The sequence below is a fragment of the Falsochrobactrum ovis genome (assembly GCF_003259955.1).
Lineage (GTDB): Bacteria > Pseudomonadota > Alphaproteobacteria > Rhizobiales > Rhizobiaceae > Brucella > Brucella ovis_A.
Genome location: NZ_QLMK01000003.1, coordinates 359,089 through 381,954 on the forward strand (window position 1 = coordinate 359,089; position 22,866 = coordinate 381,954).

Genomic DNA, 22,866 nt, shown 5'->3' on the forward strand with positions numbered 1-22,866 from the left:
GTGCTCTTTCCCCAGCCGCGCGCCCGCCCTATCTTAGATCTATGCGTCCTGATCAGTTGCTGCGCCCTTCACCCAATGGCCTATATTGCCCGCCGGGGGATTTTTATATCGATCCAGTGCGACCTGTTGATCGTGCATTGATCACGCATGGGCACTCGGACCATGCCCGTGCTGGGCACCGCCATGTGCTGGCAACGCAGGAAACAATTGACATAATGGCGATACGCTATGGCGGGGATTTTGCGCAAGCAAAGCAGCCGATGCGGCTTGGCGAAACACTGATCATAAACGGGGTCCGGGTTAAATTCTATCCTGCCGGCCATGTGCTGGGCTCGGCTCAGATTGCGGTCGAAAAAGACGGGCTACGGATTGTAGCCTCAGGCGATTATAAACGCGCTGCTGACCCGACTTGCCTTCCTTTTGAACCCGTGAAATGCGATGTTTTTATTACGGAAGCCACTTTCGCCCTGCCGGTTTTTCGACATCCCGATGCATCGCATGAGATCGCCTCATTGTTGAAATCATTGTCGCTGTTTGGGGAGCGTTCGCATCTGGTTGGCGCTTATTCCCTCGGCAAAGCGCAACGGGTGATCAAACTTATCCGCGAAACAGGTTATGACGAGCCGATCTATATTCATGGCAGTCTGGCAAAGCTTTGCGATTATTATCAAACACAAGGCATCGATTTGGGTGAGCTTCTACCGGCAACACTTGAGCGCGGCGAGCCGAAGCCCGATTTTGCAGGCAAAATTATCGTCGGGCCGCCTTCGGCTTTTGCAGATCGCTGGGCGCGGCGCTTTCCCGATCCGGTTCCGGCATTTGCATCGGGATGGATGCGTATTCGTCAGCGCGCAAGACAGCGCGGCGTTGAATTGCCGCTCATCATTTCCGACCATTGCGATTGGGACGAGCTGATTGCAACAATCAGCGAAATTGCTCCTTCTGAAGTTTGGGTAACCCATGGCCGCGAAGAAGCACTGGCACGCTGGTGCGAATTGCAAAATATTCCGGCTCGCCCGCTGCATTTGATCGGCTATGAAGATGAGGGCGATTGATGCGGAGTTTTGCCGAACTTTTAGACCGCCTTATTCTGACCCCGCAGCGCAATGGAAAATTGCGGCTGCTGGTCGATTATTTCCGCTCCACAGCTGACCCCGATCGCGGATTAGCATTGGCAGCCATCACCCGTGATCTGGAAGTGCAAAGCGTGAAACCCGCAATGCTGCGCGCGCTGATCAATGAACGCACGGACCCCGTGTTGTTTGCTTATTCTTATGATTATGTCGGTGATCTCGCCGAAACAATTTCACTCATCTGGCCCGGACCGAGCGAAACTCCGCCCGGCACTGATCTGCCGCTTGCCGTTATCATCCACCAATTACAGCATGCCTCACGACGTGAAGGCCCGCTGTTGGTGGCGGGTTGGCTTGATCTTTTAGGAATTTCAGAACGTTATGCGCTTTTGAAACTTGTCACCGGGGGCTTGCGGATTGGGGTTTCCGCCCGGCTTGCAAAACAGGCGCTGGCTGATTTCGGTGGAGTTGACGTGACCGAAATTGAAGAACTCTGGCATGGTCAAGCCCCACCCTATGAGGCGCTTTTTGAGTGGCTGGAAAAGCGCGGCGAAAAGCCCGATACCAATGCCGATGCGCCATTTCGTCCGGTTATGTTGGCAACAGCTTTGGATGAGGCAGAAATTCCCTCGCTTGATCCTTCTGCCTATAGTGCGGAATGGAAGTGGGATGGGATCAGAGTTCAAGCGGTTTCTGAAAATGGCGAACGCAGGCTTTATTCACGCACTGGCGATGATATTTCGGCAACCTTCCCCGACATTCTGGAAGCGATGGATTTTGAAGGGGCAATTGATGGCGAACTTCTCGTCGGACATCATGGTGAAACGGGCATTGAGGTCGCGACATTTTCCGATTTACAACAGCGTCTTAACCGCAAAACCATCACGCTAAAGCAATTGCGCGAGTTTCCCGCCTTTGTGCGCGCCTATGATCTCTTGCAGGAAGGCAACCAGCGCGACGGTGAAGATTTGCGCTCGCTGCCCTTTTCCGAACGTCGAAAAAGGCTGGAACAATTTATTCAAAGGTTGGATCATCGACGCTTCGATCTCTCCCCGCTTTTGGATTTCGCAAGCTTTGACGAGCTTGCACAGCATCGCGCAAATCCGCCCCACGCGGTGATTGAAGGCGTTATGCTCAAGCGACATGACAGCGCCTATCTTCCCGGCAGGCCGAAAGGTCCGTGGTTTAAATGGAAACGCGATCCATTCACCATAGATGCCGTGATTGTCTATGCACAGCGTGGCCACGGCAGAAGGTCGAGCTACTATTCCGATTTTACCTTTGCGGTCTGGACCGGCCCTGAAGATGAGCCCTTTTTGGTGCCAGTCGGCAAAGCCTATTTTGGCTTCACCGATGAGGAGTTGAAATTGCTCGACAAATTTGTGCGCGACAATACCGTCGAGCGCTTTGGTCCGGTGCGCTCAGTGCGGGCGGAACCTGATCACGGCCTTGTGGTCGAAGTCGCTTTTGAAGGTCTCAACCGATCAGCCCGCCATAAATCCGGCGTAGCCATGCGTTTCCCGCGTTTTTCTCGGCTGCGCTGGGACAAGCCACCGCGCGAGGCCGACAGGCTTGAAACGCTTGAAAAACTGCTAGACTAGATTTTTGCCTCTGCCTGCATCAAGGAAACAATCCGCTCATGCAGCGCTTTGGGGATTCGAATTCCCGTTGCATCAGATTTGGCCCGCGCTTCATATCGCCGATCACCAGGAAGCCGCGCACCCTGATTTTTAATGCGCTCGAAAAGATCTTCCGAGCCATCCGCCGATTCATCACCAAGCAGCGCAGGATTAAAGGCAATAATCAACTCGCCATGGCAGGGAGCAGCACTAGTTTGGGCGCCAAATTCCGCCGATTGCCGACTGGTCTTATCTCCAATAAATGGACCGGCCAGCAACTCAATCATGGTCGCAAGCGCTGAGCCCTTATGTCCGCCAAAGGGGAGCATAGCTCCTGCAAGAACCTCTGCCGGATCGGTGCTTGGTTCGCCTTTTGCATCCAATCCCCAACCTTGTGGAATCTGACGTCCTTCTTGTTTATAAAGCGCTATATCTGCCCGCGCCGCAGCGGTTGTTGCAAAATCAAATACATAGGGCGGATGATTTTTGCGCGGCCAGGCAAAGGCCAAGGGATTGGTGCCCAATACGCCTGATTTACCCCCCGCGGGCGCAACCCAATCATAGGTCGGGTTCATCGACATTGCAGCAAGGCCATGATTTGCGATTTCTTCAACCACCGGCCACAGCGCAATAGAATGAAAACCATTATTGACGGCCAATATCGCAATGCCGAGCGTTTTTGCGTTGGCAATCAATTTTGGCAGTCCACGCTCAACCGCAAGAATTGAGAAGCCATAATCAGCATCAACCCGAGTAATGGCGGGCGTGACATCTTCGGGCACGGGGTCCGCATTGGCGTTGAATTTTGGATGCGCCATAGTATCTCTGGTGCCGGGCAAGCGCTGCAAACCATGCGAGCGGCAATCATCGCCCTGCGCCTTCACCAAAACCTTCGCCATGGCTTTTGCCTGCGGCTCAGACAGCCCATATTTTAAGAGAAAACCCAAAGCGAGATCGAAAACCTCATTTTTGGGCAGAAAAATATCCTCTTGCGAAGCTGACATGACCTTGCACCTCCATCTATTGCTCGGCAGATATAGGCCCGATCAAACAGATTTGGCCAGACAATTTGACCAGACAATTTGGCGGGAGCTCGTTCTCAAATTCGCTCTCTCACCCGGTTAAAGACGAATATCAGACCGAAGCCACATCGCGAACCCGAACCCAGGCTTGCGTAAGATGTCGGCCAATCACTTCCTTGAGGCGTTCGGCGTCGCGCGCTTCAAGCGCCTCAATCATTTCGACATGTTCCGCAACAGCCGCCGCCCATTTGACAGGCCCTTCATGACCGACAAAGCGAATACGTTTCAGACGCGTCTGCAATATCGAATGAACATCTGAAAGAGCAGAATTATCTGCTAAAGCCACAATAGAGAGATGAATATTCTGGTTGAGTTTATAATAATTGAGACGGTCGCCGCTTTGATAGGCCGCAATCATTTCATCATGCAAACGACGAATTTCAGCAATGCCCTCATCCGAGGCCAAAGCACAGGCCCGCTCTCCGGCCAATTGCTCAAGTGATTTAATCACCTCAAGCATATCGCTGGTTTCTTTGGCAGTGAATTTTTTGACTACCGCACCACGGCGCGGAACCAGTTCGACCAGTCCTTCACTGGCTAAAAACTTCAGCGCTTCGCGCAATGGTGTGCGGGAAACTCCGAGCCTTGTGCAGATTTGAGCTTCGTTGATTTTGCTTCCGGGCGGCATTTCGCCGGTAATAATCATATCACGCAGACGATTTACGATAGCGTCGTGAAGTGAATATCTCCCGATTTGATCAACGGTCAAAGGCTGCATCGTCGTATCGAGCTCCCCTCGTCTGCAAGCGTTCCGCCCTTTTCTTGGCTAAGGAGTTCCAAATCACTTGTCAATTTAAACAAAAGTATTTTGTATACAAAATAATTGATGCATAATTGTCAGATCGATATGTTAACCGAAGCTGTGATTCGAAGAGCAGGCTTTTGGGAAAGAGCAGGCAAGCCTTGGAGCCTTGGGAGAAAGAGCAAAGATCAAGCTTTGGGAAGTGGACCGGAGAACCGCCCAACCTAGCTGGTCAGACTCGGGGAGGAGTTTGAGTTTATGTGGCAAGCAGAAAATTGGCCGATTGCGGCTGCGATGATTCCTTTTCCGGGCAAATGTGCAGACGGCACTTTGGTGCAGGATGCCGGGCCTGAAATTTGGGCTAAAAGCCTTAAAGACGTAGCCAGTGCTGGTTTTACTGCGGTGGACCCAACAGATTCATGGCTGCGCGTGGCAGATCTTGACGCCACACGCCGTGCGGAATTTATGGCGCTTTGCGCTGAATTGGGTCTTTCTGTTCCGGCCATTTCCACATCCCGCCGCAGCATCATTGACCCTGAGCTTGGCGAAGAAAACCTTGCCTATAGCCATCGTGTTATTGATTGCGCCGCTGATATTGGTGCAGGCTATGTCAGCGTTGGCTTTTTTGGCCCGCTAACGGCGGCACAGCAAAAAGCCATCTGGTTCTGGACCGAGCCCGGTAATAAGAACCCTGACGATGACGCCACCTATAGGCTTGCAATTGAACGCATTCGTGAGCTTGGCCGTCATGCCGACGCGGTGGGTGTGCAGCTCTCGTTGGAAATGTATGAAGATACCTATATCGGGACGGCAAAAGACGCAGTGCGCTTTGCGACCGATCTCGATATGCCTTCAGTCAAGCTCAATCTTGATATTGGTAATCTCATTCGCCTGCACCGGCCCGTTGAGCCATGGCAGGAAATGATAGCGCTTTGCGCGCCATTTGCGGGCTATTGGCATGTAAAAAATTACTTCCGCATGGAAGACGCGGCGACCGGTCAGATCCTGACCCATCCGGCACCGCTATTGGGCGGAACCATTAACTGGCGCGCTGCCATCCGCGAAGCATTGAGCCATGGTTTTAACAGCCCGTTCCTTGTCGAACATTATGGCGGCGATGGCCTGGGCGTTTGCGCGCAAAACCGTGACTATATTCGTCAAATACTTGCCAGCACGTTGGATAAAAATGACTGATTTTTTCACCGCTGCTGACAATTTCACCGCCATAGGCATGCCGGTTTCTGCCTTGCAAAACGCAACCCGCAGTCGCGCGGTCGCAGACGAATAGTTCAAAGAGAATAATTAACAGCGCTTGAGGCATCTGGAAATTCAAAGCCCCGCGCCCGCAAATGATAAAGGAACCAAAAATGCGCATTGCACTTGCGATTGGAGATGCAAACGGTATCGGCCCGGAACTGGCTGCAAAGCTTCTCGCCCACGCCGATATGGCTGAGCATGACGTGATTATTATTGGTGACGCCAGAATTTTTGAAATGGGCCAAAAGCACGCTGGCGTTTCCCTTGATATTCCAATTGTAAAGGCCGATGAGCTGATCAATGAAATGCCTGCTGGCAAAGTTTTTGCTGATCTGGAAAACTTTGATCCTAATGCGCTAACTCTGGGCGAATCCACTGCTGAAGCCGGCATGGCTTCCTTGCAGAATTTTGCAGCGGTTCTGCGTCTCGCCGATGCGGGTATTGCAGATGTGGCCATGTTCACGCCCTTTAACAAGCATTCGATGCGCCTATCGCGCCCGTCCTATATTGATGAGATCGGCTTTGTCGATTCCGCCATCAGCGCCCCACGCAGCGGTCGCGAATTTAACGTGCTGGAGGAAGTTTGGAATGCGCGCGTGACCTCACATATTCCGCTGCGTGAAGTAGCCTCAAAGCTCAGCACTGAACGTATTTTGGACAGTTTGCGTCTGACAAATGAAGTGCTGACCGGTGCTGGCAAGCCAAACCCGCGCATTGGTGTTGCAGCGCTTAATCCGCATGCCGGTGATGGTCGTAATTTTGGCGATGAAGACGAGGATATCATTGCGCCAGCGGTTGCGCAGGGTATTGCCGAAGGCATCAATGCTAAGGGCCCCATCCCATCCGATACGGTTTTCGTGCGCGCCATTCGCGGTGAATTCGACGCCGTACTCACCATGTTCCACGATCAAGGTCAAATCGCTATGAAGCTGATCGGGTTTGATCGCGGTGTAACGCTGATTGCGGGTTATGGCTTTCCGCTGGTCACTCCCGCACATGGCACCGCATTCGACATTGCCGGTCAGGGCAAGGCCGATCTTGGAGCAACTTTGGCTGCTGCAAATCTGGGTATATCACTGGCAAAGCTCAACCCGGTTCGTGAGCAGCGTGCACTAACTGCAGGTTGGGCCAACCAGCCTGTAGCATGACGTAAACGGCACCCTCACGACGTGTTGGGTGCCGCAACCATTTCGTCTAGGGAGGCGAAAAATCCTTTGGAGGAGGATAAAATGTCAAAACTGAAAAAGACTTTATTTGCAACCGTGGCATCACTTTTGGCAGTAATGCCTGCGGTGGCTGCCGATTGGGCGCCAACCCGTCCAATCGAATTTGTTGTCGCATCGGGCGCGGGTGGTGGAACCGATAATTTTGCCCGTACCATTCAATCTGCAATTGGTCGTGCAAAACTGATCGACCAATCGATAGTGGTTCTGAACAAGGGTGGCGGCTCAGGCGCAGAAGCATTCCTTTATGCAAAGCAGAACGCTGGCGATCCGCATAAAGTTATCTTTGGCACCAATAATGTTTATCTTCTGCCTTATGTGGCCAAACTGGCCTATAAGACGGAAGATCTTGAACCGGTTGCAGCGCTTGCACTCGATGAATTTCTGATTTGGGTCAAATCCGATTCACCTTATGAAAATGTTCAACAGCTCATTGATGCTGCAAAGGCTGAACCGGGTGTTCTGGCATTTGCTGGCAGCCAGTCCAAAGATACCGACGAAACACTTGTTGCACTGATCGAACAGACCACTGGCGCTGATTTCAAATATATTCCGTTTAACGGCGGTGCAGAGGTTGGTGTTCAGCTCGCAGGCGGTCACGTTGTCGCCAATGTGAACAATCCGAACGAAAATTTGGGGCAGTGGCAGGCTGGTGCGGTGCGCCCGCTTTGCGTTTTCTCGCCCAAGCGCATGGCTGAAAGCGAGCCAATCCATGACGGAAAGGGCTGGCACGACATCCCGACCTGTAAGGAAGAAGGTCTCGACATTGAAACCTATCAGATGCCGCGCACCGTTTGGCTACCCGCTGGCACTGATGAAGGTGTTAAAGCTTTCTATGAAAATGTCCTGGAGACAGTTTCAGAATCCCCAGAGTGGAAAGACTATCTGAAAAAGACTTCCCAGACCGACACTTTCATGACCGGCGACGAACTAAAATCCTTCATCAAAAATAATGAAGACGCAACCGTCGGCGTATTTAAAGCTGAAGGCTGGACTGCTCAATAAGCGGTTAAATCGTTGCGGTTCTGCTGCAACGTTGTGGAAGGCTCCGTGGGGGCCTTCCAATCCTTAATAGAGGAGGAGAGGCCTATGGCCGTCAAACGTTTTCACCTTGAGATCGCGACGGCGATCGGAACGGCAGCGCTCGGTATTGCCGGGTTGATTGGCTCTATGGAACTCGGTTTTAGTTGGACTAAATCCGGGCCCGAAGCGGGTTATTTCCCTTTTTACATAAGCCTTATCCTGCTAGCTGCGAGCGTTTGGAATCTTGGTTCCGCCCTCGTACACTATAATGCCCATGGCAAAACTGCCGAACTGCTCAGAGAAACATTTCTCGATTGGGAGCAGTTCCGCCGCGTGTCGACTTTCCTAATAGAAATCATAGCTTTCGTCATCTTGACCGTCACTATGGGCATCTATGTTAGTTCCATCATTTATCTGACCTGGAACGCATGGAAACATGGTGGGTATGGGCTGCTCACTTCGGCAACCATCGGCATCGCCTTTACCGCTGCGCAATATATATTGTTTGAAATCGCCTTCTTGGTGCCCCTTAAAAAAGGCCCGATAGAAGCTTGGCTTGGCATTTATTAAGGGGCGGGGCTAATGGAAAATTTTGAGCTCCTCATGCATGGTTTCGGCGTTGCCATAACGCCCATGCATATCGGATTAATGATCGGCGGTGTTCTCTTTGGTCTTGTCGTGGGGGTTTTGCCCGGCTTGGGCGCGCCAAACGGCGTTTCGCTGCTCATCCCGCTAACTTTCACGCTTGATCCAACTTCCGCAATCATTTTGCTAACCTCAATGTATTGGGGTGCGCTGTTTGGTGGTTCCACCACTTCAATCCTGTTCAACATACCCGGAGAACCAAGCTCGGTCGCCACCACTTTCGATGGTTATCCCATGGCGCGTAAGGGCGAATCCACACGCGCACTTACGCTTGCTTTCATATCTGCGGGCTTTGGCGCACTGCTTGGGGTCGTCGTCATCACGCTTCTGGCAAGCTGGGCTTCACGGTTTGCACTGCGCTTTGGTGCACCAGAATATTTCTCCGTCTATTTCCTGGCATTTGCAGCCTTTGTTGGAATGGGCAGCGCTCACCCGCTCAAAACAATTGTAGCATTGACGACCGGGCTTTTGCTCTCAACCGTCGGCATGGACAACGTCACCGGTGAAGTGCGATTGACTTTTGAATATTCCCAGCTGCTCGGCGGCATCAGCTTTCTGGTTGTGGTGATTGGGCTATTTGGTATTGGAGAATTACTGGCGACTGTTCAGGAAGGTTTACGTTTCCGCGGCGTTGCATCCAAAATTCATCTGCGCGATGTGCTCACAACAATTGCAGAAATGCCCCGTTATTGGGCGACGATGATCCGATCCGGCCTTGTCGGAATCTGGATGGGCATCACGCCCGGCGGCCCAACAGCCGCTTCTTTCATGAGCTATGGCATTGCAAATCAAGCGTCTAAAAAAGGTGAGCCTTTTGGCACCGGACGTCCGGAAGGCATTATCGCTCCCGAAACCGCTGACCACAGCGCCGGGTCCTGCGCAATGCTGCCCATGCTTGCACTCGGTGTTCCTTCCTCTGCAACCGCTGCCGTTCTGATGGGTGGATTGATGATCTGGGGTCTGACGCCCGGACCCATGCTTTTCGCAACCAAGCCCGACTTCGTCTGGGGCCTGATAGCTTCAATGTATGTCTCCAATATTATTGGCGTGATCCTGGTACTGGCGACAGTGCCGATGTTTGCTGCCCTGTTGCGCATTCCATTCTCGATCATTGGGCCAATGATTGTGGTGATCTGTTTCGTCGGCGCCTACACGGTTTCCCACGCAAGTTTTGATCTTTGGGTCGTTCTGGCTTTTGGTATTATTGGCTATCTTTTCACCAAACTTAGCTATCCGATTGCACCATTGATCCTTGCAATGGTGCTGGGCAATAAGGCGGAAAATGCTTTCTACCAGTCGATGATCATTTCAGATGGCTCTTTGGGAGTATTCTTCTCAAACAGCCTTGTTGGAACCATTATGACAATCGCAATTGCGATGCTTATCCTGCCTAAATCAATTAGCTATGCCCGCCGTGTGTTAAAGCGCAGAGCCATGGCATAAATACTCAAAAATAAACAAAATGGCGGTTCCCAAGGACCGCCATTTGCTTTTATAGAGATGAATACTCCTACTTTCCTGCATCGCGAGCCAGCCAATCCCGCAGCTCGGTATTTGCTCGCTCCAGAGCATTATAATTCAGAAGCTTTCGTAAAAGCGCTACCGTGACCGCACGGGAGCGCAAATTAAAATGGCTCTCATTCGGATCGCTTTTTTCCTGATAAACACCCAGCTTATCATAAAGCTGCTGCAAACGGCTCTGCACGCTGCGCAGCGACAGATTACGTCTGCGCGCAATGACCCGGTCGGTAAGACCCAGCGCAATATCAATAAGGATTTCATATTCGCTTTCACTGAAACCCCGAAGATGTCCCTGACTTTTCTGCTGTAGCCCACGCACTTCGCGATCAATCACGCATTGCGCTTCCACAAAAATACTGCGCAGCGCCAGTTTGAGCTTGTCATCAGATGCCGATTTCAAGACATATCCATAGGCTGCCCCTTCCGGCACAATGCGAGAAACACCACGCACATAGGCTTCGTCAGCATAGTTGGACCAAAATAAAATTCTTGTTTCGGGATTTTCTTTCCAGATGGTGCGCGCGGCTTCGATACCGTTGCGTTCATCCATCTGAAGATCCATCACAATATGCGCGCTGCGATAGTCACGCGCCAGTTTTTCACCTTCAAGCCCGTTTGTCGCCTCATAAAGAGCCGAACATTCGGGCAGTGCCGCCCGCACCGCCTCCCCCAAATAGGCACGATGCAAAGGATCGTCTTCAACGATAAGAACTTCCATCTTTGCCTCCCCTATTGTTTTGCTTGGATCGATTTAGGCAGCCAAATCGACACCACACTACCCCGACCGGCCGGATTGTTTCTGATAGAAAAACTCGCAGAAATTAAACGGGCTCGGGTGCGCATATTATCAATGCCACGCCCTTTGCGCTCAAGCTGGCGGTCGATCCCGATACCGTCATCGATTATTTCCACCTGCAAGCGACCGTCACGATTGTTAAAACGCACCCGCACCTCGCCAGCGTGAGAATGCCGGAATGCATTATTGATCGCTTCTTGAACGATGCGGAAAAGCGACGTTTCAACCGTGCCTTTTACGCAATCCGCCAGCCCCTCGCTGCGATCTTCCAGCACCCATTGCGTTTTTGAACCACTATCCTGCACCGACCGCACCAGATGATTTTCAACTGCCTGCACGAGACCAAACAGTTGCAAAATGGAAGGCTTCGCCTCCTCAATAATTTGCCGAAGATCATGCATGCAATTTTGCAGACCACGAAACAATGGGTCAAGCTGTTCTGCTGAAATGTCATGATTACTCGTTAACCGTTCAACATGCCGCGCTAGCCGGGTCAGATCGGCAAGGGTCTGATCATGCAGATCCATGCCGATGCGCTGTCGCTCCATTTCCAAAGCTTCCGTCAGCTTTAGCGCGCCAAGGCGCAAACCTTCTTCGCGTGCATTGGCCTCCGCTTCAACAATTGCTGATTGTTTGGCCTGCTCTGCTGCTCGAATAGCATAGAAATAAGGAGCGAGAAGGTCTGCCACGGACTGCGCATTACGAATATCTTGCATCGTGTAACGTGCAGTAAACAGGCTCGAACAACTCAGCGCGCCAATAATATCTCCTTGCACTTTGAGCGGCACATGAAGGCGCGCTTTCAGCCCATTTTCAATGATCGGCATCGAGAACGAGCCTTCAAAATGGAAGCGCTCATCGTTACAGGCATCATCGGTGAGAATGAAATCAACCTCGCCTGATAGAAGCGTACGGATAGGACTGCCCGATAGCAATGCTGGCGGATATTGGCTCCAAGCGGTTTCAATGCCACTTTCATAGGCAATATGAAATTTTCCATCGACCATTTTGATGCAAACATCGAGATGGTCATAAGGAATAATATAATTGATTTCGGCTGCTACCGCTTGAATGATGGAATCAAAATCAAGTTGCCCAGCAAGCAATCTCGAAATATTGAGATAATGCTCCAATAGGCGCTCGGCCTGTAATTCTGATTTGAATTCTGCGACGCGTTCAAGCAAGTTTGTTCCTCCCAAAACGCGAACTGCTTTCAACCATTATGCTCGCTTTGGCTGCAAGGCGTCTTGCGGTTTCCCGCAAATATAGTGCGGCATTACGCAGCCTGTCTGCTGTGATTGGCCTTCCCTCTCTATCTTAATTATTTCATTCTATTGCTACCAGAAATAGTGCACAATTATCCGGGGGCTGCATATGCAACGGAATTCGTGCTCAAATTGTGCGATGTGACACATAAGCGATTTCGTGCAACTGGGGGCCGTTCATCTGCGGTCAGAGGAGATTATGCACATCGTTACGGCTTCAAGCATAGATGCTTTGAGCTATGGGGCATTTGGGAGGAAAAAATGCAACTTAAGAAAATTCTTTTTGCGTCGGTCGCGGCAGCAACCATCATGACTGCTGGTGGCGCCTTTGCTGACACATCATCGAAAAAAATCGCTTTTTCGAACAATTATGCTGGCAATTCATGGCGTCAGGCCATGCTTGAAAGCTGGGATAAGGTAACAAAAGAAGCGGTTGAGGCTGGAATTGTAGCCGCAGCGGATGCTTTCACTACCGCTGAAAATCAGGCGACTGAACAGGCAGCCCAAATTCAGAACATGATCCTTCAAGGCTATGATGCAATTGTCATCAATGCCGCCTCGCCCACAGCACTAAACGGTGCGGTGAAAGAAGCATGTGATGCTGGCATCACAGTGGTGTCCTTCGATGGTATTGTTACCGAGCCTTGCGCCTGGCGCATCGAAGTTGACTTCAAGCAAATGGGCGAAGATCAGATCGATTATCTTGCAGAACGTCTGCCAGAAGGTGGAAATCTGCTCGAAATTCGCGGCCTTGCCGGGGTTTCGGTTGATGACAATATCCATGCCGGTATTGAAGCAGGCGTAGCAAAACATCCCAATTTCAAAATCGTCGGTTCGGTCAATGGTGACTGGGCGGCTGATGTTGCGCAGCGTGCGGTTGCTGGCATTCTGCCAAGCTTGCCGAAAATTGATGCTGTCGTAACGCAGGGCGGTGACGGCTATGGCGCAGCACAAGCTTTCGCCGCCGCAAACCGCGAAACGCCCATCATCATCATGGGCAATCGTGAAGATGAACTGCTTTGGTGGAAAGAGCAGAAGGACGCAAATGGCTATGAAACCATGTCGGTTTCGATTGCTCCGGGCGTCTCCACTTTGGCTTTTTGGGTTGCACAGCAAATCCTCGATGGCAAGGAAGTCAAAAAAGACCTCATTGTTCCATTCTTGAGCGTCAGCCAGGATACATTGGAAGATTCACTTGCCAATACCAAAAAGGGTGGCGTCGCCAATATTGAATATAGCTTGGAAGATGCACAGAAAATCATCAGCGATGCGAAATAATTCTCGCTGAACAAAAGGGGCGGCTCGGCTGCCCCTCCCCTTCTCAATGATAGTTTGAACATGGCAGAAAAACCCTTGAAGCGAGAGGTCGTGGCGGCGCGAGATATCCGCATGCAATTTGGCGCGGTTAAAGCGCTGGACGGTGCTGAACTCGTGATCTACGAAGGTGAATGCGTAGGGCTCGTCGGCCATAATGGTGCTGGCAAATCCACCATTGTGAATGTCATAAATGGTGGGCTGACCCCGCATGGCGGAACCCTTTCCTATCATGGCAGTGAAGAGCATGGCGTGGCGGCTGCGCGCAAGCATGGTGTGCGCTGCGTGTTTCAAGAATTGTCGCTATTTCCCAATCTGACCATTGCCGAAAATGTGCGCATCATGCAGCGTGATTTGGAAACCGCAAATTGGCGCAGCAATGCGGTGCGGCTCATTTCCCAAAAACTCGACGAGATATTCCCCAATCATAAAATTGATGCTGGATCGACTGTCGATGAACTGTCAATTGCGGAACGGCAAATGGTTGAAATTGCAATTAATTTCACCGCACCTCGCAATCCGCCCAAGCTCGTTATTCTGGACGAGCCGACCTCCTCACTCGATGCCGGTATTGCCGCGCAGCTAATGGCCTATGTCCGCGGATTTGTAGAATCTGGCGGCTCTGTCATTTTGATTTCTCACATGCTGGGCGAAATTCTCTCAACCTCTGATCGCATCGTGGTCATGAAGGATGGCAAAGTCGTTGCCAATCGCCCCGCCGCTGAATTTACCAATCGCAGCCTTGTGGAAGCCATGGGCAGTGTCGAACGCGCTAAGGCTGAGCGGCGCACAGTATCGACAACGGCCACGGGCGCGGCCGTGCTATCGCGCCCGGCGCGTGGGTCCGATAGCCGTCCTTTTGAGGCTTTCAAAGGCGAAGTGCTAGGCCTTGCCGGGCTTGCAGGTCACGGGCAAACCCAGACTTTGCTGGATCTTTTCTATGCGCGGAGATCCAATTGGCTGCCAACACGCGAGTGCAAAATCGCATTTGTTGCGGGTGATCGCAGCCTAAACGGCACTTTCCCGCTCTGGAGCATATTGCACAACCTAACCATCAATTCGCTGGATCGTCTTTCGACAAAATATCTGGTCGACCCAAAGCGCGAAGAGGCATTGGGTGCCAGTTGGAAGGAAAAAATTCAAATTAAAACGCCCGATATGGGCAATGGCATTCTTTCGCTTTCGGGCGGCAATCAGCAAAAAGTTTTGTTCGCTCGAGCATTAGCGACCAGCGCCGAGATCATTTTGATGGACGACCCTATGCGCGGCGTCGATGTGGGCACCAAGCAGGAAGTCTATGAAATCCTACGCACAGAAGTTGAAAAAGGGCGCACTTTTGTCTGGTATTCAACCGAAATGGACGAAATCGAACTTTGTGATCGCGTTTATGTTTTCCGCGATGGCGCAATCGTGAGTGAGCTTAAAGGCCACGACATCACCGAAAAGAACGTTCTCGCCGCATCCTTTGAGGGAGGACACGATTAATGCGCCTCAATTCGGCATCTATCCGCTTATTAACCCCGATTTTTTCGCTAGCACTTTTGCTCGCCGCTGTTTTCTACATACAGCCACGTGCGATGAGCTATATCGGGTTTAACCTGCTGTTTAATCTCGCCGTACCTATTGCATTAGCAACAATCGCGCAAATGCTGATCATGGCTGTCAATGATCTCGATCTTTCGATGGGAACTTTCGTCAGTTTTGTGGTCTGTGTCGCAGCAACTTTTCTCAACACAGACCCCGTGATCGGCGTGCTCATTCTTGTTGCAGCAATAGCGGTCTATGCCGCGATGGGCGCAATTATTCATCTGCGAAACCTACCCTCCATCGTTGTCACCTTGGGGATGAGCTTTGTCTGGGGCGGATTGGCAGTTCTTATATTACCCTCGCCGGGCGGTGCCGCGCCGGACTGGGCGCGCTGGGTCATGACAGCCAAGCCGCCTTTTGTGCCAATGGCCATTGTTGCGAGCGTCCTTATTGCGTTAGTTACACATTACCTCATCATGCGCACCACTTTCGGCGTGTTGATCCGTGGCGCCGGCGGCAATGCTCGCTCGATAGAGCGTGCGGGCTGGTCCATCACCGCCATTCGTGCGGCGACCTATGCATTGGCTGCATTTTTTGCCATTTTGGCTGGCATTGCGCTGGTGGGCCTCACCACCTCGGCTGATGCCAATATCGCATTGCGCTATACGCTACTTTCCATTGCTGGTGTCATTCTTGGCGGCGGCGAGTTTGTGGGGGGCCGTATCTCGCCAATCGGTGCGGTTGTCGGCGCGCTGACATTGACGCTTGCAGGCTCTTTTCTGTCCTTCATGCGAATATCGCCCGACTGGCAAATCGGTGCGCAAGGCGCAATTCTGATTGCCGTATTGGCGCTGCGTCTCTTCCTCAACCGCCTCGAAAAGCGGGAGAAACAGTGATGAACACTCTTTCCGTTTTATCTCAGCGCCCGTGGATCTGGTCCTATATTGCTACCATTGCTGTCTGGCTGATTACGATCGGCTTTACCGGCAGTGCGGGCATACATGGTCTATCACATGCAGCGTTCACTTTCGCAGCATTTTCAGTGATTGTTGGCCTTGGACAAATGTTTGTCATCACTTTGGGGCCGGGCAATATTGATCTTTCGGTTCCCGCCACCATGACCCTGGCAGCGACCATCGCGCTTAAACTGATGGATACACAAAATGACATGATTTTGGCAGGGTTGGCGGTTGCTATATTGATCGGGCTTGCGGTTGGCATCTGCAATTTCGCGCTTATTAAGCTTTTGCGCATACCGCCCATCATTGCGACGCTTTCGCTAAGCTTTTTGGTGCAATCGACAGCTATTTGGAGCAATCGCGGATTGCGCGTAAAGCCACCGGAAACGCTCGCACAATTTGCAACCTCTTCAACTTTGGGCATTCCCAATGTGGCCCTTGTTGCACTCATTCTATCGGTTTTGGGATGGATTTTATTGAAAAAAACCATCTATGGCCGCTGGATTTCCGCCATTGGGCAAAATCCTTTCGCCGCTCGGATGGCAGGCGTTCCGGTCGATGGTGCACGTTTTGTTACCTATGTGCTTTGCGCAGTTCTCGCCGCGCTCTGCGGGTTTCTATTAGCGTGTTTTTCCGGCGGTGCAGCTCTTAACATGGGTACTGAATATCTTCTCATGTCCATTGCGGTCGTCATTATCGGTGGCACTGCGGTGGCAGGCGGCGATTCCAACGTACCCGGCATCTGGGGTGCAGCACTTTTCATGTTCCTTATCGTCTCAATGCTCAACACCTATGGCTTTGGGGCGGGTGTGCGTCTGGTGCTAACCGGACTAACCATTATTGTCGTGATCCTTCTCGCAAGCAGCCGCAAGGCACAGCGTTAGACTTTTTCCGGAGATAATTCCTTGAGCAATTCCATATACGAAATTCACGATAAGCGCTTCCGCAATATGATCGTGCCAACTGCCGATCTTGATGAGCTTTACTCGGATTGCCGCTGGGCCGAAGGGCCTGTCTGGTTTAACGATCATGGTTGTCTGCTGTGGAGCGATATTCCCAATCAGCGAATTTTGCGTTGGGTTCCAGAGGGTAGCGTATCCGTTTTCCGCTCGCCTTCAAACTTTGCCAATGGGAATAGTCGTGATCGTCAAGGTCGGCTCATCACTTGCGAGCATGGCGGCCGTCGCGTTACCCGCACTGAAGTTGATGGCAGCATCACGGTGTTGGCAGATAGTTTCAACGGCAAGAAGCTGAATTCTCCCAACGATGTGATTGTTCGTTCTGATGGCACGATCTGGTTTACTGATCCAACCTATGGAATCCTCGCCGATTACGAAGGTTATAAGGCAGAACCAGAACAGCCGACGCGAAATGTCTATCGTTTGGATCCATCCAATGGCGAATTGACGGCAGTCATAACTGATTTTTACCAGCCCAACGGACTGGCTTTCTCGCCCGACGAAACAAAACTTTATGTCGCCGATAGCGCCTATAGCCATTCTGATGATTTACCCCGCCATATCCGTGTTTTCGATGTCGCGGAAGACGGCCGAAGCGTGAGCGGCGGAGAGGTTTTCTGCGCAGTGGATTCCGGTCTACCTGATGGTTTCCGCTTCGATACGGATGGCAATCTTTGGACCAGCGCGGCTGACGGCGTGCATTGCTTTTCGCCAGAAGGCGAACTGTTGGGTAAAATCAAAGTGCCGCAGGTTGTGGCCAATGTCACTTTTGGCGGGCCGCGTCGCAACCGACTGTTCATTACGGCAACAAAGTCGCTTTATGCAATCTATCTGACGGTCACCGGCGTTCAAACACCATAGATCCAATAGAGAGGCCCTGAATGAAAGTTCAGGGCCCGTTTATATTAGACGTCGATCAATAGTTTTTCCGCCCGCTTTCGCTCCGCGTCACTCATCCTCGCAGCGACACGCGCCGAAAGATCAAAGCGCACACTCACAGTCTCATTGATTGCGCGCAGTTTCTCATCAATTGTGCTGGTCATGATCTGTTCGAAAGTGACTGACGAGCCGCCAATCTTTTTAACCCGAGAGTGAATGCTAATCAGCTCACCCGGCGCCACTTCGCGCTTATATTGCGTATGAGAGCGCACATCCGCCCAGCCCAGCCCATGCGCGGTCGAACTTGATCCTGAAATGAAACCAAGAAGTTGGAAAGTTGCATCATCGAACATGGATGCATAATAGCGGACATTCATATGCCCCATCGTGTCACACATCCACGGATGCGCAACACCTTTGAAGGTCAGAAGGCCCGTATTTTCCATCACGCATGCTCCTTAAAGTCACCAACAATCGCCGGGAGATTATCGCTCACGACATAACAAAGATAGGCTCCCTTCGCCGATCTGCTGTTCGCTGAGTGCTTACCCTCTGACATGAGGGAAACCAAAGGCTACTGAAAGGCCGAATTGGCGGATCATCCTTGGAACTATCAGCATCTATTCTTTTCATTCATGCAACAAAATGCGCTCTAAAATGTTGATCATCTATCGAGCCAGGGAACTGGGAGAATATGATGCCACCAACAAATTTTTATCTACCTCACACAGGTCAATCTAAGACAACGGGATGGAGTTTTTTAAATCCAATCTCGATTGCACGCACAAACATCCTAATGGTGCACTCATGAATGAGGTAAACCCCAAGGAAAGCCGGCAAGGCGGTAAAGGCAATCGTGTATTTACGATCCTGATTATCAGCCTCGCCTTGGCGATGATCGTGTGGCTAGCAGTTGAAATCTATGGCCAAATGCAGCCCACTCCCGGCTTTATGGAAGATGATGCTGTGCCGCCCGCCAACACAGAGCAACAGCCGCCCGCATCGGCGACCGGCGCTCGATAGGAAAGCTTTAAACAGTGGCTTGAAACAACAATATGATCCGGGCACTCGGCTTGAGTATAATGAATTTGGATGGTGAATTCTGATGGCTCCGCTAGATGAAGATCCTAATGCACTTAATTATTTCCGTCGAAGAAAGCGCATGAAATCTGCCGCTTCGCGCCTATCTTCTTATTTACGTCCTTCTAACGGATCGCAATCTATTAAAATTCACCGCAATGGAAGTGGGCTTTTTGCGGGTCAACATCTGCTGTTTTTCTGCAACAAATCGTTACTTACCGCTGAATTAAGTAAAAAACTTACCCAAAAGGGAGCCACCCTTATCGGCCCTATTGATAAACCCGCTCAAGCAATAAGAATAATCGATACCCGCATAGTTGATGCAGTAATTCTCGACAGTTCTCTTAGGCTTGATGAAATAATCGCAATAGTAGAATTACTATATCAAATACCAATACCGTTTATCTTTGTCCGGTCTCCCATGGAGCGCGAGCCTGCGAGCAATATTTGTGCATATATATTGGATGAATCGGATGTGAATCTTTCTATAATAGCCGAAGCGCTATTTTCTCACGAAACAAAAGCTAATGAGCAATAGTGTCTCTTGATTGAATATTGGACCCAAACCGGTCCAACACTCTTACTAAAGATAATATAATATCTCAATGACACTTCATTGAATCCACTTAATAGAATTCTAAGCTCCAAACAAAGTCATCACTTTTTTCAAAAACTTTAAGTTCCGCCACAATAGGATTTTCATCCTCCATATAAGTAAACGCCATTGAATCGGTATATTGGTCTGGCACACTTGTGGTTATCACAAATGCCATTCGATTCCAAAGAGGACGCAAATAGAAATCAAACCGGGAAGACTGAGCCATTCCAGCAAACATTTTAAATTTTTCACTAGCATACCTTGCCCCCAAAACATAGTCACCGAGCCCTTCATCAACCATTGAGAACTGGTAAGCTTTCGAGGGAATATATGTTAGATGAAATGCTGATTCACTTGTTTTATGCTGTAAAACAACATTATATGTCATTTTTTTGTCGTTATGATCCTGACAAGTAATGTAACGATTTTGGTATGCTTTACTATAATTAGATACAAGTGTGAAATCCGGTGAGTTTTGATAACTGTAGTTCTTAGCGGTTGCTGGGCCGAGGTTTAACGGATGTGCATCCGTGAATTGGCTCTCTTGGTATACTCCCTGTACCAAGGTCGGATCCGGATTAAATGTAGCTGAATTGCCGTAAATATCATATACGACAATCGTAAAATAGTTCCGTTTAGTATAGGAATAGTTACCGGAGCCAAACTCCCAGTACAGAGACATGAAAAGTTTTCCGGGTTCAGTCTCGGGACTGTTTTCAACTTTAACGGAATATGCTGAATCGACTGAAAATGTCTTGTTTGAACTTTCAGATATCGGCTCTCCGGTTTCCATATCCACTAGTCCCGTGGGCCAAATATACGCGTGAGCAGTATAAACCCCGCAACTCCAAAGCGCAAAACATCTAGTGTCCTTAGAATAACGATCAGTATCGACCGCAAAGTAGAAAGCGGGGATACTCCTTTTTAGCCCAATACTATAGTTCCAAAGTCGCCACATATTATCATCGACTTCCGCTCCACTGCTTGATACAGGCCAATTATCGTCAATATTAGGCATACTGGCATTTACCGCAGTGATCATTAGATCTTTGTCCGTATAATTTATCGCGTTTTTGAGGTTTATAGAAACAAATGTATCGAAATTAGAAGTGTCGCCTCCGCTGTTACCTGATTTGCAGGTATATACAACCGGATCTCCCCACGCTTCGTCGAATATACCAATCCAGAGGCCTATATCTTTTACGTTGGCGGAAACCTGATCTGCCGTAACGTACATTTTGACATTAATTATTTGGCTGTCCTCATTTATCGAAACTTCAATATCGTCATAATCTGTAGCTATACTTTCTTGTGTCGCGGTTTGTTTTTGGAATGGATTATTCTCAAAGGTGTAGTCCCATCCCGGCGCGTCCATTTCTCGTCTAAATTTTGTCCCCGTATGATAATCTGTAGCCGCGATACAAGATTGGACATAAGGAATCGTGGGAAACTGAGAAGGGGCCAAGGCGTTCCCGTTGGCATCTGCGGGCGTGAATTCAATATTTATCTCTGCTTGGTTCAGACCGTTGGGATAAATATAACCTGCTGTAATTCCACCGTTGAACGACATTTTGAGCGAATTGATCGTCACCCAATAGTTGCGCCCGGTGTCAAAATTAGGCGTATTATAGGCTTTTTCGTTCGGACCTTGCCCTTTGTCCGGAGCACCGGTGTGTACGTTATCTGCACAAACGACGAATTCCCATTCCAATGCAGCACTTCCGGTAGGATTAGCCACAACGCCGAGAACATTACTCCCCCCCACATATTCACTGGTCACAATCTTCGTGTTACTCCCGTAATATATTATGAAGCTAGTGTTAATCCATACGGGCGCCAACCGCCATCCTGAAGTTCCCTGGATTGTGGGGACAGTTACTACATGCGGACCAAATACTGCCCATTCCACCAAAGCGTATTTATAAGATACTAGACCGTAATTAATTTCCGCCGCCAGCGCATTATTTGTCTTGGTTGAGCGATAAGGCCTGAATAAGTTTGTTTCATCAAAAGCCGGGAGTTTATCGTCTGGCGTATCTTTAAGAATGAGGGTGCATCTTTCCTGTGTTTCATCCGTTGCTATATAGCGATATGTTCCGGACTCAGGTAGTTTTGCGACAAAAATTCCAAAAACATTGCTCTGATCATCTTTATCGGGATCATCCCGATTTTGGTGATTGGTTGAAAAGTATTTATAAGAACATAGGCCGTTCTCGCTCTCGGGCTCTATATATTCACGAGGTAGCATATCCGGATCGACCACGAGATCTGCTTTGTGTCCGTATTGATCATAAGTATTTATATCCAACGCGCATGATGGTTCGTAATTATCGCTTGTAAAACCAAATGTCGCAAAAAGTGAAAGGTTCAGCTTATGTGGATCATAGGTTAAAGTCGGCCCGAGTGATTTTACTGCGTTTCCATACATTCGAAAACTGCTGTTAGTCACATCTGGATTTGCCGGAGGCTTGACGAGAGGGTTAGCTATAACGTTAGTTACTTCGGACTCTCGATAAACGTTATATGGCCAGAAGAAGCCCCTAAAGCTATAAAAGCCATTTTTTCTAAGCCCGAAAGAATAGTCTTTACTACCCTTTACTGGGACTGGTGAATAACTATGCCCGTCATCAATACCGCACCGGAAAATTCTGCTTCCATAGCGATCGGTAGGTGGGGAATATGTATTTTCATCTCTCAATGCAACCGTATAACTAATCTCTCGAAAGTAATTCACGTCTAGTTCGCCGGAACTTGGCGGAACATAGTCGTCCGATTGCCCGTCGCGATTAATCCGTGTCCCTTCCCATTCAAAATCATCTATCCCCATAGATAGGCTTTTCAAACCTATAATTATATATGGATCATCACCTGATGTCTTGGATAGCCTAAACTTGTTGCCTTGGTGCATGTCGTTGGCAGCCTTTGGATAGACTTCGATGCCCATTTCAAAACTACCCGGCCCACTACCTTTGCTTTCGTCGTAACTCACAAAAAAATGTATGCAGTATAAGTTATCGCCATCTGAACTGCCCCCCATTTCGACCGGACAGGTCGGCATAAGCAGAAAGGCTCAAGCACAGGCTTGAGGACAGGCTTATGTCTAACGAGTATCGACACGTTGAATTGCTGACGGGTGATGTTCGCCGCAGGCGGTGGACAACCGAGCAAAAGCTGACGATCATTGAGCAGAGTTTTGAACCAGGCGAGACGGTATCGTCTACCGCTCGCCGCCATGGCGTTGCGCCCAATCTGCTTTACCGGTGGCGCAGGCTCTTGAGTGAGGGAGGTGCTGCAGCCGTGGATT

The 22,866-nt window shown here is 50.1% G+C and carries 21 protein-coding genes; 15 read left to right on the plus strand and 6 right to left on the minus strand.

Features of this window, described 5'->3' with window-relative positions; all coding sequences use genetic code 11:
* Positions 1 to 41: 41 nt before the first annotated feature.
* A complete protein-coding gene (locus tag C7374_RS07195; RefSeq protein WP_111574921.1) occupies positions 42 to 1,055 on the plus strand; it encodes a ligase-associated DNA damage response exonuclease in 1,014 nt (337 codons plus the stop codon).
* Complete coding sequence (locus C7374_RS07200) at positions 1,055 to 2,674, plus strand: cisplatin damage response ATP-dependent DNA ligase (protein WP_111574922.1); 1,620 nt, start codon at positions 1,055 to 1,057, stop codon at positions 2,672 to 2,674. The genes C7374_RS07195 and C7374_RS07200 overlap by 1 nt, the downstream gene beginning before the upstream one ends.
* On the opposite strand, the gene C7374_RS07205 is transcribed toward C7374_RS07200, so the two are convergent.
* Positions 2,671 to 3,696: an Ldh family oxidoreductase gene (locus tag C7374_RS07205; protein ID WP_111574923.1), complete on the minus strand. Its 1,026-nt coding sequence runs from the start codon at positions 3,694 to 3,696 to the stop codon at positions 2,671 to 2,673. The two genes, C7374_RS07200 and C7374_RS07205, sit on opposite strands and share 4 nt — an antisense overlap.
* 130 nt (positions 3,697 to 3,826) lie before the next feature.
* A complete protein-coding gene (locus tag C7374_RS07210) occupies positions 3,827 to 4,492 on the minus strand; it encodes a GntR family transcriptional regulator (protein WP_111574924.1) in 666 nt (221 codons plus the stop codon).
* A 282-nt stretch (positions 4,493 to 4,774) separates the two neighbouring features.
* On the opposite strand from C7374_RS07210, the gene C7374_RS07215 reads away from it, so the two are divergent.
* The 5 genes from C7374_RS07215 to C7374_RS07235 all read left to right on the plus strand — a co-directional run bounded on the left by C7374_RS07215 (position 4,775) and on the right by C7374_RS07235 (position 10,107).
* Positions 4,775 to 5,710 (plus strand): sugar phosphate isomerase/epimerase family protein, encoded by a 936-nt coding sequence (locus C7374_RS07215; RefSeq protein WP_111574925.1) that lies wholly within the window; start codon positions 4,775 to 4,777, stop codon positions 5,708 to 5,710.
* Positions 5,711 to 5,883: 173 nt separating this feature from the next.
* Positions 5,884 to 6,921: a 4-hydroxythreonine-4-phosphate dehydrogenase PdxA gene (locus C7374_RS07220; protein WP_111574970.1), complete on the plus strand. Its 1,038-nt coding sequence runs from the start codon at positions 5,884 to 5,886 to the stop codon at positions 6,919 to 6,921.
* Positions 6,922 to 7,002: 81 nt separating this feature from the next.
* On the plus strand, positions 7,003 to 8,001 hold the full coding sequence (locus C7374_RS07225) for a Bug family tripartite tricarboxylate transporter substrate binding protein (protein ID WP_111574926.1): 999 nt from the start codon (positions 7,003 to 7,005) through the stop codon (positions 7,999 to 8,001).
* 84 nt (positions 8,002 to 8,085) lie between these two features.
* Positions 8,086 to 8,589: a tripartite tricarboxylate transporter TctB family protein gene (locus tag C7374_RS07230; RefSeq protein WP_111574927.1), complete on the plus strand. Its 504-nt coding sequence runs from the start codon at positions 8,086 to 8,088 to the stop codon at positions 8,587 to 8,589.
* A gap of 12 nt (positions 8,590 to 8,601) precedes the next feature.
* Positions 8,602 to 10,107, plus strand: a complete 1,506-nt coding sequence (locus tag C7374_RS07235; RefSeq protein ID WP_111574928.1) for a tripartite tricarboxylate transporter permease — start codon at positions 8,602 to 8,604, stop codon at positions 10,105 to 10,107.
* 67 nt (positions 10,108 to 10,174) lie between these two features.
* On the opposite strand, the gene C7374_RS07240 is transcribed toward C7374_RS07235, so the two are convergent.
* Positions 10,175 to 10,903 carry a response regulator transcription factor gene (locus C7374_RS07240; protein WP_111574929.1) on the minus strand — a complete coding sequence of 243 codons (729 nt, stop codon included), beginning with the start codon at positions 10,901 to 10,903 and terminating at the stop codon, positions 10,175 to 10,177.
* Between the two features lie 11 nt (positions 10,904 to 10,914).
* The gene (locus C7374_RS07245; protein ID WP_111574930.1) at positions 10,915 to 12,165 is read right to left on the minus strand and encodes a GAF domain-containing sensor histidine kinase; all 1,251 of its coding nucleotides are present in this window, start codon (positions 12,163 to 12,165) and stop codon (positions 10,915 to 10,917) included.
* 342 nt (positions 12,166 to 12,507) lie between these two features.
* Here C7374_RS07245 and C7374_RS07250 point away from each other — a divergent pair, with 342 nt between their 5' ends.
* The 5 genes from C7374_RS07250 to C7374_RS07270 all read left to right on the plus strand — a co-directional run bounded on the left by C7374_RS07250 (position 12,508) and on the right by C7374_RS07270 (position 17,866).
* On the plus strand, positions 12,508 to 13,524 hold the full coding sequence (locus C7374_RS07250; RefSeq protein ID WP_111574931.1) for an ABC transporter substrate-binding protein: 1,017 nt from the start codon (positions 12,508 to 12,510) through the stop codon (positions 13,522 to 13,524).
* A 60-nt stretch (positions 13,525 to 13,584) separates the two neighbouring features.
* Positions 13,585 to 15,045: a sugar ABC transporter ATP-binding protein gene (locus C7374_RS07255; protein WP_111574932.1), complete on the plus strand. Its 1,461-nt coding sequence runs from the start codon at positions 13,585 to 13,587 to the stop codon at positions 15,043 to 15,045.
* Positions 15,045 to 15,983 (plus strand): ABC transporter permease, encoded by a 939-nt coding sequence (locus C7374_RS07260; RefSeq protein ID WP_111574933.1) that lies wholly within the window; start codon positions 15,045 to 15,047, stop codon positions 15,981 to 15,983. The genes C7374_RS07255 and C7374_RS07260 overlap by 1 nt, the downstream gene beginning before the upstream one ends.
* Positions 15,983 to 16,930: an ABC transporter permease gene (locus tag C7374_RS07265; RefSeq protein WP_111574934.1), complete on the plus strand. Its 948-nt coding sequence runs from the start codon at positions 15,983 to 15,985 to the stop codon at positions 16,928 to 16,930. Before C7374_RS07260 ends, C7374_RS07265 begins: the two co-directional genes overlap by 1 nt.
* A gap of 66 nt (positions 16,931 to 16,996) precedes the next feature.
* The gene (locus C7374_RS07270; protein ID WP_111574971.1) at positions 16,997 to 17,866 is read left to right on the plus strand and encodes an SMP-30/gluconolactonase/LRE family protein; all 870 of its coding nucleotides are present in this window, start codon (positions 16,997 to 16,999) and stop codon (positions 17,864 to 17,866) included.
* 44 nt (positions 17,867 to 17,910) lie between these two features.
* On the opposite strand, the gene C7374_RS07275 is transcribed toward C7374_RS07270, so the two are convergent.
* Positions 17,911 to 18,330, minus strand: a complete 420-nt coding sequence (locus C7374_RS07275; RefSeq protein ID WP_111574935.1) for an acyl-CoA thioesterase — start codon at positions 18,328 to 18,330, stop codon at positions 17,911 to 17,913.
* A 361-nt stretch (positions 18,331 to 18,691) separates the two neighbouring features.
* Here C7374_RS07275 and C7374_RS07280 point away from each other — a divergent pair, with 361 nt between their 5' ends.
* Together C7374_RS07280 and C7374_RS07285 are read left to right on the plus strand one after the other, a co-directional pair.
* Positions 18,692 to 18,907, plus strand: coding sequence for a flagellar basal body-associated FliL family protein (locus C7374_RS07280; RefSeq protein WP_111574972.1), 216 nt, complete (start codon positions 18,692 to 18,694; stop codon positions 18,905 to 18,907).
* 82 nt (positions 18,908 to 18,989) lie between these two features.
* Positions 18,990 to 19,502, plus strand: a complete 513-nt coding sequence (locus C7374_RS07285; protein WP_111574936.1) for a response regulator — start codon at positions 18,990 to 18,992, stop codon at positions 19,500 to 19,502.
* Positions 19,503 to 19,590: 88 nt separating this feature from the next.
* Here the strand turns inward: C7374_RS07285 and C7374_RS07290 are convergent, their stop codons facing one another.
* Positions 19,591 to 22,506 carry a hypothetical protein gene (locus C7374_RS07290; protein WP_146612713.1) on the minus strand — a complete coding sequence of 972 codons (2,916 nt, stop codon included), beginning with the start codon at positions 22,504 to 22,506 and terminating at the stop codon, positions 19,591 to 19,593.
* A gap of 152 nt (positions 22,507 to 22,658) precedes the next feature.
* On the opposite strand from C7374_RS07290, the gene C7374_RS07295 reads away from it, so the two are divergent.
* The coding region (locus tag C7374_RS07295) for a transposase (RefSeq protein WP_146612714.1) at positions 22,659 to 22,866 on the plus strand (208 nt) is incomplete at its 3' end.

Bases quoted from the DNA above. Each gene is read 5' to 3' on its own strand.
- C7374_RS07195 (WP_111574921.1), top strand. From the start codon at position 42: ATGCGTCCTGATCAGTTGCTGCGCCCTTCACCCAATGGCCTATATTGC.
- C7374_RS07200 (WP_111574922.1), top strand. From the start codon at position 1,055: ATGCGGAGTTTTGCCGAACTTTTAGACCGCCTTATTCTGACCCCGCAG.
- C7374_RS07205 (WP_111574923.1), bottom strand. From the start codon at position 3,696: ATGTCAGCTTCGCAAGAGGATATTTTTCTGCCCAAAAATGAGGTTTTC.
- C7374_RS07210 (WP_111574924.1), bottom strand. From the start codon at position 4,492: ATGCAGCCTTTGACCGTTGATCAAATCGGGAGATATTCACTTCACGAC.
- C7374_RS07215 (WP_111574925.1), top strand. From the start codon at position 4,775: ATGTGGCAAGCAGAAAATTGGCCGATTGCGGCTGCGATGATTCCTTTT.
- C7374_RS07220 (WP_111574970.1), top strand. From the start codon at position 5,884: ATGCGCATTGCACTTGCGATTGGAGATGCAAACGGTATCGGCCCGGAA.
- C7374_RS07225 (WP_111574926.1), top strand. From the start codon at position 7,003: ATGTCAAAACTGAAAAAGACTTTATTTGCAACCGTGGCATCACTTTTG.
- C7374_RS07230 (WP_111574927.1), top strand. From the start codon at position 8,086: ATGGCCGTCAAACGTTTTCACCTTGAGATCGCGACGGCGATCGGAACG.
- C7374_RS07235 (WP_111574928.1), top strand. From the start codon at position 8,602: ATGGAAAATTTTGAGCTCCTCATGCATGGTTTCGGCGTTGCCATAACG.
- C7374_RS07240 (WP_111574929.1), bottom strand. From the start codon at position 10,903: ATGGAAGTTCTTATCGTTGAAGACGATCCTTTGCATCGTGCCTATTTG.
- C7374_RS07250 (WP_111574931.1), top strand. From the start codon at position 12,508: ATGCAACTTAAGAAAATTCTTTTTGCGTCGGTCGCGGCAGCAACCATC.
- C7374_RS07255 (WP_111574932.1), top strand. From the start codon at position 13,585: ATGGCAGAAAAACCCTTGAAGCGAGAGGTCGTGGCGGCGCGAGATATC.
- C7374_RS07260 (WP_111574933.1), top strand. From the start codon at position 15,045: ATGCGCCTCAATTCGGCATCTATCCGCTTATTAACCCCGATTTTTTCG.
- C7374_RS07265 (WP_111574934.1), top strand. From the start codon at position 15,983: ATGAACACTCTTTCCGTTTTATCTCAGCGCCCGTGGATCTGGTCCTAT.
- C7374_RS07270 (WP_111574971.1), top strand. From the start codon at position 16,997: ATGATCGTGCCAACTGCCGATCTTGATGAGCTTTACTCGGATTGCCGC.
- C7374_RS07275 (WP_111574935.1), bottom strand. From the start codon at position 18,330: ATGGAAAATACGGGCCTTCTGACCTTCAAAGGTGTTGCGCATCCGTGG.
- C7374_RS07280 (WP_111574972.1), top strand. From the start codon at position 18,692: ATGAATGAGGTAAACCCCAAGGAAAGCCGGCAAGGCGGTAAAGGCAAT.
- C7374_RS07285 (WP_111574936.1), top strand. From the start codon at position 18,990: ATGGCTCCGCTAGATGAAGATCCTAATGCACTTAATTATTTCCGTCGA.
- C7374_RS07290 (WP_146612713.1), bottom strand. From the start codon at position 22,506: ATGGGCATCGAAGTCTATCCAAAGGCTGCCAACGACATGCACCAAGGC.